General features: G+C 44.0%; 13 protein-coding genes. 7 read left to right on the forward strand and 6 right to left on the reverse strand.

Features of this window, described 5'->3' with window-relative positions:
* Positions 1-110: 110 nt before the first annotated feature.
* The gene (locus ACFFGT_RS00390; RefSeq protein ID WP_377020505.1) at positions 111-380 is read right to left on the reverse strand and encodes a hypothetical protein; all 270 of its coding nucleotides are present in this window, start codon (positions 378-380) and stop codon (positions 111-113) included.
* A 59-nt stretch (positions 381-439) separates the two neighbouring features.
* Positions 440-1,117: a pseudouridine synthase gene (locus tag ACFFGT_RS00395; protein WP_377020506.1), complete on the reverse strand. Its 678-nt coding sequence runs from the start codon at positions 1,115-1,117 to the stop codon at positions 440-442.
* 276 nt (positions 1,118-1,393) lie between these two features.
* On the opposite strand from ACFFGT_RS00395, the gene ACFFGT_RS00400 reads away from it, so the two are divergent.
* The gene (locus ACFFGT_RS00400) at positions 1,394-2,542 is read left to right on the forward strand and encodes an acyltransferase family protein (RefSeq protein ID WP_377020507.1); all 1,149 of its coding nucleotides are present in this window, start codon (positions 1,394-1,396) and stop codon (positions 2,540-2,542) included.
* Positions 2,543-2,655: 113 nt separating this feature from the next.
* On the opposite strand, the gene rlmF is transcribed toward ACFFGT_RS00400, so the two are convergent.
* Both rlmF and ACFFGT_RS00410 read right to left on the reverse strand, forming a co-directional pair.
* Complete coding sequence (gene rlmF, locus ACFFGT_RS00405) at positions 2,656-3,624, reverse strand: 23S rRNA (adenine(1618)-N(6))-methyltransferase RlmF (RefSeq protein WP_377020508.1); 969 nt, start codon at positions 3,622-3,624, stop codon at positions 2,656-2,658.
* Positions 3,625-3,646: 22 nt separating this feature from the next.
* Positions 3,647-4,117, reverse strand: coding sequence for a pyrophosphohydrolase domain-containing protein (locus ACFFGT_RS00410; RefSeq protein ID WP_377020509.1), 471 nt, complete (start codon positions 4,115-4,117; stop codon positions 3,647-3,649).
* Between the two features lie 266 nt (positions 4,118-4,383).
* Between ACFFGT_RS00410 and ACFFGT_RS00415 the strand changes: the two genes are divergently transcribed.
* The 3 genes from ACFFGT_RS00415 to ACFFGT_RS00425 all read left to right on the forward strand — a co-directional run bounded on the left by ACFFGT_RS00415 (position 4,384) and on the right by ACFFGT_RS00425 (position 8,564).
* Positions 4,384-4,719 carry a hypothetical protein gene (locus ACFFGT_RS00415; RefSeq protein WP_377020510.1) on the forward strand — a complete coding sequence of 112 codons (336 nt, stop codon included), beginning with the start codon at positions 4,384-4,386 and terminating at the stop codon, positions 4,717-4,719.
* Positions 4,720-4,998: 279 nt separating this feature from the next.
* Positions 4,999-7,773 carry a TonB-dependent receptor gene (locus ACFFGT_RS00420; protein ID WP_377020511.1) on the forward strand — a complete coding sequence of 925 codons (2,775 nt, stop codon included), beginning with the start codon at positions 4,999-5,001 and terminating at the stop codon, positions 7,771-7,773.
* Between the two features lie 203 nt (positions 7,774-7,976).
* Positions 7,977-8,564, forward strand: coding sequence for an RNA polymerase sigma-70 factor (locus tag ACFFGT_RS00425; protein WP_377020512.1), 588 nt, complete (start codon positions 7,977-7,979; stop codon positions 8,562-8,564).
* Between the two features lie 12 nt (positions 8,565-8,576).
* Here the strand turns inward: ACFFGT_RS00425 and ACFFGT_RS00430 are convergent, their stop codons facing one another.
* On the reverse strand, positions 8,577-9,131 hold the full coding sequence (locus tag ACFFGT_RS00430; RefSeq protein WP_377020513.1) for a dihydrofolate reductase family protein: 555 nt from the start codon (positions 9,129-9,131) through the stop codon (positions 8,577-8,579).
* 176 nt (positions 9,132-9,307) lie between these two features.
* On the opposite strand from ACFFGT_RS00430, the gene ACFFGT_RS00435 reads away from it, so the two are divergent.
* The 3 genes from ACFFGT_RS00435 (at position 9,308) to ACFFGT_RS00445 (ending at position 13,852) form a co-directional block, all read left to right on the forward strand.
* Positions 9,308-10,300 carry a FecR family protein gene (locus tag ACFFGT_RS00435; protein WP_377020514.1) on the forward strand — a complete coding sequence of 331 codons (993 nt, stop codon included), beginning with the start codon at positions 9,308-9,310 and terminating at the stop codon, positions 10,298-10,300.
* Positions 10,301-10,362: 62 nt separating this feature from the next.
* Positions 10,363-13,026: a TonB-dependent receptor gene (locus ACFFGT_RS00440; RefSeq protein ID WP_377020515.1), complete on the forward strand. Its 2,664-nt coding sequence runs from the start codon at positions 10,363-10,365 to the stop codon at positions 13,024-13,026.
* Positions 13,027-13,030: 4 nt separating this feature from the next.
* Complete coding sequence (locus tag ACFFGT_RS00445; protein WP_377020516.1) at positions 13,031-13,852, forward strand: DUF4249 domain-containing protein; 822 nt, start codon at positions 13,031-13,033, stop codon at positions 13,850-13,852.
* Between the two features lie 140 nt (positions 13,853-13,992).
* Here the strand turns inward: ACFFGT_RS00445 and ACFFGT_RS00450 are convergent, their stop codons facing one another.
* Positions 13,993-16,665: a glycoside hydrolase family 2 TIM barrel-domain containing protein gene (locus tag ACFFGT_RS00450; protein ID WP_377020517.1), complete on the reverse strand. Its 2,673-nt coding sequence runs from the start codon at positions 16,663-16,665 to the stop codon at positions 13,993-13,995.
* Positions 16,666-16,667 lie beyond the last annotated feature (2 nt).

The raw sequence follows: 16,667 nt of genomic DNA on the forward strand, positions 1-16,667 counted from the left end.
CTGATAGGTAAGCGTCCACGCTTAACTTAAACCGGGAGCGTGGACGCTCCTGTTTATTGGCATTCAAGCGAAGGACGCTTGAACGTGCGTTAGAGGAGATTTTGAAAGCCCTATTCTGCAGCTTCCGTTTTAAAATTATGCTTTATAAACCCAGCTACCTCCTGAACTTCAGGATGCTTTAAATTCCCCATACAGGTATATTCCCATTCATCCATATGATCATCAAAAACGATTTCTCCAAGATCTGTTTCTCCTTCCCTTAACCTAAATACACCGGTTGCGTACATATGTGTAGCGGGGATCAACTGGTGTACCGCTTCAATGCTGATCCGGCGTATACCATCTTCGGTATCCAGATCAAAAACCACCGACTTTTCCATGTATTTAACTACAATATTAAACCGGTTTTGTTTAAATAATTACCTAAAGGTTAATACAATTACCATCCCATGATCCCCATAACCCGGCTAAATTCGGGCTGAAGAGCGGCTTCTATCCTTACCTCCTCACCTGTTACCGGATGTTTAAAGATTAGCTGCGAGGCATGCAACAGCATAGTCGTCATTTCCCATTGCTCTAAAAAGAGCTTATTTTGTTTGTTGCAACCATGGGTTCGGTCGCCTATAATGGGATGAAAAATATGGCTCAGATGCTTGCGAAGCTGGTGCATGCGACCGGTTGTTGGTACGGCCTCAACCAACGAATATCGAGAGGTTGGATGTTTACCCAAGGCAATATCAAGCTCGGCGCGTTTCAAGGTAGCATAACTGGTAAAAGCATCCTGCAGAGTGCCGTTCTCCTTGCGCAGCGGATAGTCAATGCTCTCGGCATCGGGTGTATGGCCACGTACTATGGCCAGGTATTTCTTGCTCACCTGGTTTTCCATAAAAGCCTTTTGCATGGCGATTTCAACTTCCTTATTAAAAGCAAAAAGCAGGATGCCACCTGTTTTACGATCAATACGGTGAACAGGGTTAACTTTCATGCCAATCTGGTCGCGGAGCAATTGCAGGGCAAATTCTGAGGCATCGGCCGCAATGGATGAACGGTGTACCAGTAACCCGTGCGGCTTATTAATGGCAATCAGGTGCTCATCGCGATATATGATCTCTAACATCGGCATAATTACAAGGCTGCGAAGTTACGGCAGTGTTTTGGTTTTATTTTAAATGTTTTTCTGTAGAGACGCATCACATGCGTCTGCAGCATGCAAATTACGGTACATTAACGCTATATCAAGCGGCCTGTACTCATGGCAGACGCATGTGATGCGTCTCTACAAAAACCGGAAATCTTTTTAAACATCTTTTAAAAGTTTAATGATTTAAAAAAATAATTTTAAATAGTGCGGCTTTTACTATCTTTAGTTCATACCTAAAATGCAATTAAACTAATGGCTACCACAGCAAACCAGGCAAGCGCCAAACAGGCCGACGATATTAATGCAGCCCCTACCCGTTTATTTTCATTAGATGCCCTTCGCGGCTTTGATATGTTTTGGATCATGGGCGGTGAAGAGATCTTTCACGGTATGGCCAAAGCCACCGGCTCGCCTTTCTGGGGTGCTATTGCCAACCAGTTCACCCATCCCGATTGGAACGGTTTTCACCTGTATGACCTCATTTTCCCGTTGTTCCTGTTTATGGCCGGTGTATCAACCCCGTTTTCTGTTGGGCGCGAGCTGGAAAAAGGTAAAACCCGCCAGCAATTATTGCTCCGCGTTATAAAAAGGGCATTTATTTTAGTGCTGCTTGGCCTTGTTGTAAACAACGGAATAAAAATTATGCCGATTTCGGAGATCCGGTTTCCGAGCGTACTCGGGCGCATTGGTATTGCTTATATGTTTGCCAATATCATTTACCTATATAGTAAAGAAAGCTGGCAAATGTTTTGGTTTTGCTTTTTCATTATCGGCTACTGGCTGCTGCTTAAGTTTACTTCGGCCCCGGGCTTCCCTATGGGCGACCTCACCATGAAAGGCAACTTTGCCTCATATGTTGACCGCAGCATATTACCGGGCCGGCTGTATTTAGGCATTCATGATCCTGAAGGGCTTTTTTCAACCATTCCGGCTATCAGTACCGGTATCTTAGGGATCCTCACGGGCATACTGCTTAAAAAAAGCGATATTACCCAAATGCGCAAGGTAGCTACCATGGCTGTGGCTGGTGTTATCTTCCTGATCCTCGCCCAAATCTGGAACCTCGATTTCCCGATCAATAAAAACCTGTGGACAAGCTCGTTCGTACTGCACGTAGGCGGTTTAAGCTTGTTGCTGATGGCCTTATTCTACTATATTATTGATGTAAAGGGCTACAAGAAATGGGCTTTTTATTTCAGGGTGATAGGTATGAACTCTATCCTTATCTACGTATCCGGCCATTTCATTAAATGGGATTATACTACGGAAGGCTTTTTTGGATGGATTGGCCAATTAGTTGGCGATCCATTTAATATTGTAGTAATGGCTATTTGCTACGTGATGGTAAAATGGATGTTCCTGTATTATCTTTATACGAAGAAGACCTTTTTGAGAGTATAATCTGAACCATGATTTATGGGATTAGAGGATTACATGATAAAGCATATCAGGGAAATCTTTCAATCTCATAAATCATGGTTCAAAAAATAAAAGTATCAGGGAATCCTTTAATCCTATAAATCATGGTTCCGCTTACCCCTGTCCTGCTGCTCAACAGGAGTTAAAAATGTCCAGGCCATGATACGGCTTACTTTTTGGCCTTGCGACATATTGATGGTCTGCACATCTTTTACACCTTCTTTTTGAAGGGCATTATACAAGACCCTGAGGTTTTCCTTTTTAGATACCAGCGTGGTAAACCATAAAACCTGTTTTTCAAAAGGTTTACTTTGTGCTGCCATCAGCTTCAGGAATGCGGCTTCGCCACCGGGATACCAGAGCTCAGTATTTTGCCCACCAAAATTAAGTATAGGCTGTTTATCCTTTCTTAAACCCAGGTTATCCCATTTACGGGCCGAGCCGGCAGCAGCCTCTTTGGCCGAAGCATGGAAGGGTGGGTTACAGATAGTAAGATCAAACAGTTCGCCGGGTTTGATGATCCCTTTAAATATATCGGCCTTTTTACCTTGCTGCCTTAATTCGACGGCAACCTTTAACTGGCTGTTTTGCTCAACAATGCTTTGTGCCGATGCCATCGCCTCCAGGTCAAGCTCAGAGCCAACAAAATTCCAGCCGTACTCCTTAAAACCTACTATGGGGTAAACCAGATTGGCACCTACTCCAATATCAAGCACATGTACCTTCCTGCCTTTGCGCACAACCCCTTCATTAACAGAAGCAAGCAAATCGGCCGCATAATGGATATAATCGGCGCGCCCCGGGATAGGCGGGCATAAAAACCCTTCGGGGATATCCCAATGACTTATACCATAATGATACTGCAGCAATGCCTTATTAAGCATTTTTACCGCTTCAGGGTCGGCAAAATTAATGGTGAAATTATCATATTCATTGGTACGCACAAATGGCCTCAAGGCAGGCGTGGCTTTTATCAATGCTTTAAAATCATACCCCTCGCGGTGTTTATTACGCGGGTGCATATTAGTTTTAGCCTCAGGCTGGTTGGGTTCTTGTACTGCCAATGGAATAGTTTTTTTGATATAATTAGCCTACGATGCTTTTCAGATCGGCAGGTGAATAATTGATGGATTTTAATGTTTTATGATCAGCTGTACGGTACACCAGGTACAATCCGTCTATCTCTTTATAGTACGCATCCGTATCGGCCGTATTTTTATAATGTTCAATGGTTTTTTCGGCCTCCTCAACTGTTTTGCAGGCCTTGCTCATGTTTGAGCGGTGCACCTCATCAAACAACTCCTTGAATTTTGAACCAAGGCCAAATTCAAGCACTGCTCCTGATAATACGTATTGCAGATCGCAAAGGGCATCGGCCACTTCAACCATGTTATTGTCATTAACGGCCTGCTGCAGTTCCTTTAATTCTTCGGCAATAAGTTCAATACGCAAATCACAGCGCGCTTTTGAAGGCATTGCAGGCTTTTCAACTATAGGGTGCTTAAAAGTGGTATGAAATTCGGCTACCTGGGTTAATGCGCTTAAATCTTTGATCATGTTGTTTTAGGGCAATAAATAAATGGCTAAGTTATGAATTAACTAAAAGGCTATCAAAAATTAATGTAAGCTGCATTGGGCGGGAACGTTATAAAGTAGAAAAATAAATAAGTTTAAAACAATTAATAGCGCTGATTATCAATTAATAAAAATTTAACATAGATAGTAATTGTTAACATAAACATAATATTAAAAACACATTATATTAACTTAACTTTGCAGCGCGAAGAAAAACTCCGCTCCAATCGATTTTCTAATCCATTCACATGAAAAATATAAAAGATAAAGCCGCTACCAAGCAAGCCCGCAAAGCTCTGAAAAAACAATTAAAAGAGAAATTAGTGATCCAGATTGAAACCCTGGTAAGCGAATTTGGTTCCGACATTAACAAAACCAAAAAGGCTATTGACAAAGCTGCAAAAAATCTGGCGAAAACTCTGGCAGTAAAATTAAGCCCTGAAGTAAGCGCCGCTCCTGCTGAGCCAAAAGTAAAAAAAGAGAAAAAAGCAGCAACTGCTCCTGCCGAAACAGCACCAGTTGCTCCTGCAAAGGCCCCTGTAAGTAAAAAAGCTAAAGTTGCCGAGCCTGAAAAAGCTGTTTAATTAAAAAAACAACAGCCAAAATAACATTTAGTTTATCTTTTAAATCCAAAAAAGCCAATTACTAAAGATTTAAGTCTTTAATAATTGGCTTTTTTTATTGTTTGATTATTTAGACATAAAAAATCAAGATAATTGAAACAAAATTTTAGCCCATTTCTCATAATTATCCATTTTTATATACAAACTTCATAATAAAACTGGTTTTACATTGATAATTATTAAACAATTATTAACTTACATTGAAATTTATATTATCATTGTAATCATAACCCCCATTTTATGAAGAAATTTTTACTATTTACTTTCATTTTGCTAAGCATATCACCCCTATTGGCATTAGCACAAAAGCAAACCATAACCGGAACCGTTACCGATGCTGCAAATAGCACACCAATGCCCGGAGTATCGGTACATATTAAAGGAAGCAATTTGGGCACAAGCACCAACGCAAAAGGGGTTTTCTCTATTTCGGCGGCTGCAACTGATGAATTGGTTATAAGCTATACGGGTTACAAAACCCTAACAGTGGCCATTAGCGGGCGCACTAAAATTGATATTACTTTGGTTAGCGATATAGCCCAGTTAAATGAGGTAGTATTAATAGGTACACGATCGGCAGGGCGGGTAAAACTGGAAACTGCCGTTCCTGTTGATATTGTTAATGTGGGTAAAGCGGCATCGGTAACCGGCCGTATGGATATTACAGACATCCTTAATTACTCGGCCCCATCATTTAATTACAATAAACAATCTGGCTCGGATGGTGCCGACCACGTTGAGCTGGGTACATTACGCGGTCTTGGGCCCGATCAAACCCTGGTTTTGGTAAATGGCAAACGCCGCCATTCTACCGCTTTCGTTTCTGTATTTGGTACACGTGGCCGTGGTAACTCGGGTGTCGATCTGAGTTCTATCCCAACCGCATCTATCGACAGGATCGAGATCCTGCGTGACGGTGCTTCGGCCCAGTATGGATCTGACGCTATCGCGGGTGTTATCAACCTTGTGTTAAAGAAAACCACCGGTGTGTTTAATGCAAATGTTGGTTACTCCGGATATTATGACCCTGCCTTTAACAGCGGCAAAAGTGTTGTTGCTTCACAATATCCGCACGGCGGCGCTATCGACGGCAACGGCATTACCATTGATGCCAACTATGGCTTAGCCCTTGGTAAAAACGGTGGTTTCATCAACCTTACCGGCGATTATGCCAAAAACGGCAAAACCTTCCGTCAAACGCATGACACCACCACCTCAAACCCTAAAGCATTGCCTATAAACCCTTACAGGCGCGCCAATGGCGATGGATCGGCCGAGAGCGGTACCTTCTTTTTCAACCATGAATCGCCGCTTGCAGGTACCCGTACAACTTTGTACAGCTTTGGCGGCTACAGCTATAAAGCATCTGACGATTATGCCTTTACCCGTAATTTTTCGGGCAGGCCAGAGCGCTTCCCTACCGATAACAGCGGCAACATAATCCCGGTTAGCGGCATTATTTTTAACACGCCAGATGGCGAGTCATATTATAACCCCATCATCCGTACCCACAATACCGATATCGCTGTAGCAGTTGGGGCTAAGGGTACTTTAGGCGATGCCTGGGACTGGGATCTGAGCAACAACATTGGTAACAACAAATTCCACTTTTTTGGTTACAAAACATTTAACGCCTCGTTAGGGGCCGATAAAACCACTTTTGACGATGGCGGATCGGAGTTTTTGCAGAACACCAGCAACCTGAACATTAATAAGCATTTTGGTAATGTAATGCAGGGCCTCAACCTCGGTTTCGGAGGCGAATACCGTTACGAGCGTTACAAAATCTTTTCGGGCGAAGAAGGTTCATACAAAAACTATGATCCAACCGGCGTAAAAGCGGCAGGCTCACAGGGTTTTCCCGGCTACCAGCCAAGCGATGTGGTAAATGCCCACCGATCGGTTGAGGGTGTATATGTTGATCTTGAAGGTGATATCACCAAAAAATGGCTGGTCGACTTTGCCAACCGCTACGAGCATTACAGCGATTTTGGCTCAAACTTTAACACCAAACTGGCCACCCGCTACAAAATAACCGATAATTTTAACATCCGCGGTTCATTAGGTACAGGTTTCCGTGCGCCATCATTACAACAAATCAATTACAGCTCAACCTTTACCAATGTACAGGGAACAGTAATATCTGAAGTTAAAATAGCGCCAAACTACAGCCCTATCACCAAGGCGGCAGGCATCCCTAATCTTAAGCAGGAAAAATCAAAAAATGCTGGCCTGGGCTTTACCTTTAAGCCATTGCCTGAGTTAAGCTTCACTGTTGATGGCTACTATATTAAAGTTACCGACCGCGTAGTACTTTCGGGCCAGTTCAGTGCCGATGATGATACCCTCGACCCAACATTTACTGATGCCCTTAAAAACCTGCATGTAAGTTCGGCACAATTTTTTGCCAATGCTGTTAATACCACCAACAAAGGTTTGGATGTAGTAATTGAATACAACAAAACTATTGGCGCTAACAGGTTCAGATTGCTGTTTACAGGCAATTTCCAAACCATGAAAATCGATAAGGTAAACTACCCGCCGATACTTGGCACTACTCCCGCTCTGCGTGAAACCTTCCTGAGCGAGCGTGAAAAGAAATTTATCCTGGCATCGGCCCCGCCTCAAAAGCTTAGCCTTAATCCTGAGTATGGCCGCAAAAACTTTACTGTAGGTGCACGCTTCACCTACTTCGGCAAAGTAACACTTGACGGTTACGGCGATGGCACAACGCTTACCCCTACCGTACCAACTGATGATGGTTCGGCGCAACTGCCAGATCAGTATGTCTACAGTGGTAAGGTTGTAAGCGACCTGTATTTTGCTTATAAAGTGGCGAAATCTGTTCGTTTATCAATTGGCGCCGACAACATTTTTAACGTGCACCCTGATCTCGCTTATGTAAAAGGAGCTAAAGGTTATGCCTTCAACAACGAACCATCTGGCCCGTTTGATGCCGTGCAAATGGGACAAAACGGCCGCCGCTTTTTTGCCCGCGTAGGCTTTACATTTTAAAACTATTAACTGACTGATCTAATAACTTCAGCTGCCCCGTTTTCCGGGGCGGCTTTTTTATTTTACGGGAGATTTATAAATATTGATAACAATGTAACTTTATACCCTGATAAAACTCTAAACTTGTAAACTGTTAAAACATGTTAAAGAGGGCACAAAATTTAAATTTCATGCCGTTTTAACATAGCATTGCAGATAAAACAATGCCTGCACTAAATCAGCATATAGCCCATACAGATGAGCATCTTTTGCAGCTCCTCGCCCGCGACAACCGTGAGGCTTTCACCGAGCTGTATAACCGGTATTGGGATAAAACTTTTGCCGTAGCTTATCATCGCCTGGATGATGAACATGAGGCGGAGGAAGTTGTGCAGGAAGTATTTTTAAGCATCTGGCAGCGCCGGGCCAGCCTTAAATTAACACATACAATGGCTACCTATCTTTCAGTAGCGGTTAAATATAAGGTGATTAACCATCTCGATCGCCAGTATCGAAAGCAGCAGCATTTGGATGAACTTTCTTTCACTTCATCCGAAACAGAAGACAGTACCATTCAATGGTTGGAGGAAAAAGAACTGCGTGAACGGCTTGACCACAGCATTGGCCAGCTGCCCGAAAAATGCCGTATCGTGTTCCTGCTTAGCCGCGATGAAAATAAAACCTATGCAGAGATAGCTGCAGAACTGGGGATCTCTCAAAAAACGGTTGAGGCGCACATGTCAAAAGCGCTGAGTACTCTACGTCACTCCCTTGGAGTTTCTTTACCGGTACTGTTTTTACTGCTTAATTAACGTTAGGGCGGGCTACTGTTTCACATAATGAAGCGCAATACATCCCGATTCAAGTACTTTTGATTCAATTAGCTTTAAGCCCTGGTTCTCCTTTAAGCCTTTAGCTTCCAGCAACCCTCTCCCTTCGCCTACTATTACAGGATGGATAACAAAATAAAATTCATCAACCAGGCCATGTTCTATCATTTGCAGCGGCAGGTTTACACCGCCGATTGAAATATTCCCGCCTGGCTGTTGTTTTAATTTAAGCATCGCGTCCTTAAGGTCACCGCGAATAACCTTCGTTTTGTTGTCTTCAATATCGTCTAATGTTCGTGAGAAAACAACTTTATCAATAGCGTCAAATGTCTTTGCAAATTCGCTGTCTGCTTTGCTTGTATTTTGATCTTTTGCAACATCGGGCCAGTAAGGTACCATTAGTTCGTAGGTTTTACGTCCGTATATAATCAGGTCAACGCCATGCATGAGCTGCGTAAAATATTCCAGTATATCTTCACCACCGCTGAATTTGGTGTGATCGCAGCAACCATCTAAACTCAGGTTGATGCCGTAGATTACTTTTCTCATTTAGTTGGGGTTAGTTTGGTTTAGTTAAAATTAACAAATTTCCGGTCGACATATCCCATTCAGGTTTCAATCTTAAAAAAGGAAAAAACATAGCAATTAAATATTTTTCATTTTCCACTAAGGGTATCTGCCTTCAACACTGACTATATGTGCAAAAGGTTGAAAGATCAGTTACAATGGAAAACAATACCTATAATGTAAAAGAGCTTGCTCATAAGCTAATACAGGGCACCATTAGCCCCGATGAAAAAGCCTGGCTTGATGCCTGGTATACCGGCTTTAGCGATGAGGAAGTTTTGTTATCGGCCTCAAAATACCAAACTCCCGAACAGCTGCGGGAAGGTATATTGAATAAGATAACCGCACAAATGGAAACACCGGGGAAACCCGCGCGTAAGGTTATTACCTTATGGCGAAACATAGCTGCTGCAGCGGCCGTGGTATTGCTGGTTACGTTTGCCGCGCTTTACAAAAACGAGGTGTTAGAAGTTGTTGATCCCGCCAAACAGGTTGAGCTGGTAACTGCTCCCGGCAAACACAGGCAAATCAGTTTGCCCGATGGTACCCAGATCTGGCTTAGTCCCGGCAGTCACATCAGCTACCCGGACAAATTCAGGACTAAAGAACGTTTGGTAAAACTGGAGGGTGAGGCATTTTTTGACGTAGTGCATGATGAGGACCATCCATTTGTGATCCAATCGGGCCAGCTCAAAACCGTTGTGCTGGGTACCAGTTTTAACGTTAAGGCTTACCCAGACCAGATCATATCTGAGGTTACGGTTATCAGTGGAAAAGTTGCCGTACAGGAGCATAACCTGCCCAAAAGTCAGCAGGCTATCATGATTTTTAACCAACGGGCCGTGTATAACAAAACCGACAGATCATTAATTAAACAGGATTACCCCAACGCTGCAAAATATCTTGCACAACGTACCGGCTTGTTCAGTTATGATGGGGCATCGCTGCAAACCGTTGCAGATGATTTGTCGCTCCAGTATGGTATCCGCATAACCCTTTCACCTGAAATCAGCAAAAAAGGTTTTTACGGTCATATCAACACTAATGAGTCCATTGCCAAAACGTTCAATAAACTGTGCGCTGTAATGGATATCCGCTGGAACAGGGTTGATAACGATTATTACCTGCAATCTTTACCATCCAACAATTAACCTTTTCATTTTTAAAACATCCTCAAAAGGATAAATAACCACATCAACAATTTAAAACATTTATGAAAACCAACAGACCGGCATGGATTTCCATGCTGATTTGCGAAATAACGCGAATACCCCTCCGAACGGCGCTTTGCATGTTGCTGTTTTTGATGATAGTACAAAGCAAGGCACAAGCCCAGGACCCTTTAGATAAACCCCTTACCATTACAATAAATAACGAGCCGCTTAAGCAGGCTTTGGATAAGATCACAGCTGCCAGTGGCGTAAGGTTTACCTACAATGAAACAGTTGCTAAAAGCACGGTAAAAATCAGCATCAATGCCAAAAACCAGCCTTTGGGCGATGTTTTACGTAAAGCCCTCGCCTCTCACCCATTCAGTTTTACAGTGCTCGATAATGAAGTACTGATCAAATACGATGCGGGCAAGGTAAAAAAGCAGGCTGCCACCGGCACCGATGGCAAATACACCATAAGCGGTACCATTAAATCAAAGCAAACCGGCGAAACCATTATCGGTGCAAGTATCAGGGTTACCGGCGCAAACGCGGGTACATCAAGTAATGAGTACGGCTTTTATTCGCTTACCCTGCCTGCCGGCGATCATGAACTTTCGATAAGTGCCATGGGGCAAAAAACCTTGGTGATGCCGGTATCATTAGATGGCAACCTCCGTTTAAATATCGAAATGGAAGACAATTCACAGCTGTTGCAGGAAGTAACCATCAAAGCAGCCCCGGCAGGGGCACGCGATTTAGCCAGTCCGCAAATGGGCGTTGAGCACCTCAGCATCCAGGAAACCAAAAACATCCCTGTACTGCTTGGCGAGCGCGATGTGATCAAAACTATCCAGTTGCTGCCGGGTATCAAATCGGCCGGAGAAGGCAGCGGCGGCTTCTTTGTCCGCGGCGGGGCTACCGATCAGAATTTGATCTTGCTGGATGAAGCGCCTGTATACAATGCATCGCACCTGCTGGGTTTCTTCTCCACCTTTAACTCGGATGCTATCAAAAACATCAATATTTATAAGGGCGATATGCCAGCGCAATATGGCGGCAGGCTTTCATCTGTACTGGATATTAAAATGAACGACGGCAATAATCAAAAGTTTGGTGTTAGCGGCGGCGTGGGCCTGATAGCGGCAAGGGTTAATGTAGAAGGGCCCATTCAAAAAGGTAAATCCTCTTTCCTGATTTCGGCAAGGCGTACTTATGCCGATGCTTTCCTGGCCTTATCAAAAGATAGTGTGGCTAAAAAAAGTCAGCTTTATTTTTATGATGTTAACGCCAAGGCCAACTATGTTTTAGGTGATAGGGACCGTTTATTTGTTTCGGGATATTTTGGCAAGGATGTGCTTAAAGCTTCTGATATAGCCGGTATTAACTGGGGAAACACCACGGCTACCCTGCGCTGGAACCATATTTTTAACAGCCAGCTTTTTTCCAATACCTCGCTCATTTACAGCAATTATGATTACAAGCTCAACATCAAACAGGATGTAAACGATTTTACCATTTTTTCGCAGATCCGCGACCTTAACTTTAAGGAAGACCTGCAATGGTATGCGGGTGATAAAAACACCATCAGCTTTGGCGTAAACAGTATTTTCCATACTATTAAACCGGGCGAAATTTCGGCCACGGGCAATTCGGGCATTATATCACAAAGCCTGCAAAACAGGTATGCCCTTGAAAACGCGGCCTACGTTACCAATACATGGAAAGCAACCGACCGTTTTACCCTAACCTATGGCCTGCGCCTATCGGCCTTTACCGTACTCGGATCGGGCGATTATTATGATATTGATGCTGATGGCAACATCATCGGCTCAAAACATTACACCCAGGGGCAAGAGGTTAAAACCTATATTAATCCCGAACCACGCATTGCAGCGGCGTTCCAGTTAAATGATGTAAGCTCCATAAAAGCATCATACGCACGTAACGCGCAAAACCTGCACCTGATCTCTAATTCCAACTCGGGTTCGCCAACTGATAAATGGGTTGCAAGCACCAACCTTATCAAACCCGAAATTGCCGACCAGTTTTCGGTAGGTTATTATAAGGATTTCAACGAACACAATTATGAATTTACTGTTGAGAGCTATTACAAAAATCTGCAGAACCAGATAGATTACCGCAATGGCGCCAACGTATTCACCAACCAGCCCATCGAAACACAACTGCTTTACGGTAAGGGCCGTGCTTATGGTGCCGAGTTTTTATTGAAGAAGAAAACCGGCCGTCTTAGCGGCTGGATCAGCTATACACTGTCAAAATCTGAGCGAATGATTGATGGCATCAACAACAATCAATGGTACAATGCCCGGCAGGACCGCACGCATGACATAGCCATTGTGGCTATGTACAAAGCCAGCGAAAAATGGACATTCTCGGCCAATTTTGTTTACTACACCGGTGATGCAGTAACTTTCCCGAGCGGCAAGTACCAGGTTGATGGCGTTACTTATTACTACTACACCAACCGCAATGCCGACAGAATGCCGGCCTATCATCGCCTTGATCTGGGTGCTACCCACCAGCTGAAAAAAACGGCCAAATTTCAGTCGGACCTTACCTTTAGCTTATACAATGCTTACGGAAACCCTAACGCATACCGCATATTTTTCCGCGATAACAAAACCGATGCAAGCCGTACCGAGGCTGTGCGCACTACTCTGTTCACCTTTGTACCTTCGGTTACCTATAACTTTAAATTTTAAGCCGATGAAAAACACTATAAAATATATAACCATCATACTTTTTGCAGCAGCCCTAAGCTCCTGCGAAAAAGCCATCGACCTAAAACTGAAAGACACCACACCGCAATACATGGTTGAAGGCATATTGACCAACGAGGCGGGAGGCTGCAAGGTATTGCTTAGCCAAACCAAAAACTTTACCGACAACAATGATTTCAATGGCATAAGCGGCGCTACCGTTACCATTGCTGATGATAACAACAATGTTTATCCGCTTACGGCAACAAGTACAGGCATTTATCAAAACAGTACCTTAACAGGTGTTCCCGGTCATACTTATCGGCTTAGTGTGGGCATTGATGGCAAAACATTCACCTCAAGCGCTGGCATGCTCCCCGCCGTTCCGCTGGATAGTATTTACCTTGTAAAAGACGAGCTTCAAAATAACAAAGACGGCACACCGCGTAAATATGTTATTGTACAATACCACGACCCTGCAGCTACCAAAAACTACTACCGCTTTGTACAGTACGTTAACAACCGCAAAGAAGAATCAATTTTGCTTGATGATGATGAGTTTAGCAACGGACAGGAGGTGAACACCCGTCTTAACTTCAACAATGATAATGATAACCCAGCCAGGGACATCCGCCCCGGTAACCAGGTAACCATTGAAATGCAGAGCATTGAACAGGCAGTTTATAAATACTTTTACAGCCTCAGCAACGGTGCCACCGGCAATGCCAATAACGCCGCCCCCTCAAACCCGCTAACCAATATCAAGGGCGGGGCACTGGGATATTTTAGCGTGCATACTGTGGAAAGGAAAACGTTAACGGCACCGTAAGCCTTCCGGCCCCCCTAAAGGGGGAGCATCCAATTATCAAAAATGTCATTGCGAGCGCAGCGTGGCAATCGCACGGAAGTATGGCCGCCCTGTATAATATGCGATTGCCACGCTGCGCTCGCAATGATATATTTTTTTCCTTAATACACCTTCCTCACCTGCACTGCATTCAATATCGCCTGCCCGCTTATCGCTTTAAAGCTGATCGTTATCCCATCCCCGCCAACAATAACCGGGACCTTCGTTGAATAAGCTTTCAATGGTTCAAGATAATTGCCGTTACCCAATCCCTCAATTACTGTTTGTCCATTGATAAGCACATCAAAACTGCGGGCAATGGCGGTTTGTTTTTGGGTTGAGTTATTGAGGTTATAAACCAACTGCGGCGAATTATCATTAGTGGTGAGCTCGGCAAAATGCAGGGTGACCTCGTATTTACCGGCAGGCACATCCAGCTTAAAATCGCTTAACCCAACACGCTGCGTTTGATAAATGGGATCGTAATTAGTTTCGAGGATGTTTTTATTTGAACCGTATGGAAGCTGCCCGTTTTGGCCAAGGGTAAATACCTCGCCGCCGACATAGCCCCAACTGCCTTTGGTATAAGGTTGCTCAGGCACCCAAACCTCATGCAATTTTTCATCAACCAGTTGGCGCTTATCACCGAGGCTTACATTAAGCTCGGTAAATGGCGTTTGTGGGTTGCTCAAGTTGTGCGGAATGAGGTTAAAATCAACCGTCATAAAATCTTCCTGCTGGTTATCGCCCTCACCACCCGTTGCCTTAAGCGTGTTTTTGCCTGATGTAAAAGGAACAGTAAATGTAGCCAGCCCATCCTGCACAGCTTTGCTTTCCAATAGCTTACCATTAAGCCATAGCTTTACCTGCGGCTGGTTGCTGTACACATTTACCGGCTGCTGGCAAACATTGTTTTCATCGGCATTTCCTGCTTTAAGTGTGTTTGTACCTATTTTAATAAATGGCTGCTTAAGCAGGTTGGCCTGGTAAAAAAAGTATGATTCCTTTGGCTGGCGATCATTGGTGAGCAAACCTTTGGTATTGATATGCGGGGTGGCCTCCTGCCTCATCTCGGCATTAAAATCAACGAGGTTCCAGATGGCGCCACCTGCTACAAAAGGTAGTTTTTTAATGCGTTCAAGATAATATTGATGGTATTTAACTTCGTACTCAACTGTTTTATCAAAACGCTGCGGGTCAAAACTATGTAAGCGGCTATCAGCATCGGCCCCGTACTCGGTTATGATCATGGGTTTGGTTGGCAGCATTTTGTGGTGTTTCTCTAAAAACTTGTCAAGTCCGGCAAAATCTTTGGCATACCAGCCATAGTACAGGTTCCAGCCTACAATTTGCGGTACGGCAGCCAGGCCAGTATTATAATACCTGTCGAAATCGCCCTGGCAGGGGATCATGGTATATCGCGATGGATCTTCCTGACGGGTAAGGCTATCCACCTGCTTGGCTAAATTCACAAGGTTAACAAAATACTTCTTCTGCTCGTCCGATCCTGATTTATATCGCGGCACGATCTCTACCTCGTTCATATAGGCCCAGATAATTATGCTTGGGTGATTAAAATTCTGGCGAATCATTTCCATCTGCATGTGTCTGGTGTTTTCGGCAAAGGCCGTGGTCTCAGTGATCCGGTTAACTTCGGGTGTTTCTACCGATGCCAGGATGCCCAACCTATCGCAAGCCTCCAATACCGATGGATCCTGCGGATAATGAGCTACGCGGATAAAGTTAGCGCCCATAGCCTTCAGCAATTCCATATCATGAATATTGATAGCATCGGGTATGGCATTGGCCATTCCCTGGAAGTCCTGATGACGGTTGGCCCCTATCAGCTTAACAGGGTTCCCGTTTAAAAAGAAACCTTTATCGGCATCAAAACTAAACCAGCGGAAACCAAACGCGCTGCTGCTTTCATCCAGCTGCTGCCCGGTTGAGGCATCAACTATCCTTGAAACCACATGATACAAGTAAGGCGCACCCGGCGACCATAAATGCGGATTAGCTACCATTTGTTTCTGGCTAAATGCAAGATTGGTACCCAAACTCAACGCGCTTTGCAACTTTGCTACAACTTTGCCATCGGCATCAACCACTTCACTTATAACTTTAACTTTAGTTTTTTTGGTTGACAGGTTATTTATTGTTCCTTCAATCAGCAACTCAGCACTTTCGGCAGATACAGCGGGTGTTTTTATTTTGATCCCGGGGGAAGCAAGTTCAGTATCAAAGGAGATTTGATTGGATGCTACGATATATACATCGCGGTAAATGCCTCCGTAAAAAGTAAAATCAGCATCGAGCGGCGGGATGTCTTCGTTATGACTATTATCCAGCTTTACCATAATTTCGTTAGCCGTTAAGGTATCCTTTGCAAAAGGCTTTAAATATGTATTAACCGGGATACTGAACGCCGTGTAACCCCCGATATGTTTTCCGGCAAGTTTACCGTTTACATACACTTCGGCTACCTCATTGGCCCCTTCAAAAAACAGGGAAAGCTGTTTATCCTTCCATTGGGCCGGCACATAGATGGTCTTTTTATACCAGCCAATGCCCCGATAATAGCCCGGCTCATCATCGTTAGCATCAACTGTATTCCAGCTATGGGGCAAGGAGATTTTTTGCCATGCCGATGCATCGGTTGTTATGGTGGGCAAACCGGCTATATCGCCTTTATGAAAAGTCCAGCTGGTATTGATACTTTGTTTAATAGTAGTTTGCGCTAATATTAATGCGCTGCAGAAACACAGGATAAAGCTAACAGTGATTTTTTTGAACATTT

The organism is Mucilaginibacter angelicae (assembly GCF_042434235.1).
Lineage (GTDB): Bacteria > Bacteroidota > Bacteroidia > Sphingobacteriales > Sphingobacteriaceae > Mucilaginibacter > Mucilaginibacter angelicae.

Bases quoted from the DNA above. Each gene is read 5' to 3' on its own strand.
- ACFFGT_RS00395 (WP_377020506.1), bottom strand. From the start codon at position 1,117: ATGTTAGAGATCATATATCGCGATGAGCACCTGATTGCCATTAATAAG.
- ACFFGT_RS00390 (WP_377020505.1), bottom strand. From the start codon at position 380: ATGGAAAAGTCGGTGGTTTTTGATCTGGATACCGAAGATGGTATACGC.
- ACFFGT_RS00435 (WP_377020514.1), top strand. From the start codon at position 9,308: ATGGAAAACAATACCTATAATGTAAAAGAGCTTGCTCATAAGCTAATA.
- ACFFGT_RS00400 (WP_377020507.1), top strand. From the start codon at position 1,394: ATGGCTACCACAGCAAACCAGGCAAGCGCCAAACAGGCCGACGATATT.
- ACFFGT_RS00445 (WP_377020516.1), top strand. From the start codon at position 13,031: ATGAAAAACACTATAAAATATATAACCATCATACTTTTTGCAGCAGCC.
- ACFFGT_RS00410 (WP_377020509.1), bottom strand. From the start codon at position 4,117: ATGATCAAAGATTTAAGCGCATTAACCCAGGTAGCCGAATTTCATACC.
- ACFFGT_RS00450 (WP_377020517.1), bottom strand. From the start codon at position 16,665: ATGTTCAAAAAAATCACTGTTAGCTTTATCCTGTGTTTCTGCAGCGCA.
- ACFFGT_RS00420 (WP_377020511.1), top strand. From the start codon at position 4,999: ATGAAGAAATTTTTACTATTTACTTTCATTTTGCTAAGCATATCACCC.
- ACFFGT_RS00415 (WP_377020510.1), top strand. From the start codon at position 4,384: ATGAAAAATATAAAAGATAAAGCCGCTACCAAGCAAGCCCGCAAAGCT.
- ACFFGT_RS00440 (WP_377020515.1), top strand. From the start codon at position 10,363: ATGAAAACCAACAGACCGGCATGGATTTCCATGCTGATTTGCGAAATA.
- ACFFGT_RS00430 (WP_377020513.1), bottom strand. From the start codon at position 9,131: ATGAGAAAAGTAATCTACGGCATCAACCTGAGTTTAGATGGTTGCTGC.
- ACFFGT_RS00425 (WP_377020512.1), top strand. From the start codon at position 7,977: ATGCCTGCACTAAATCAGCATATAGCCCATACAGATGAGCATCTTTTG.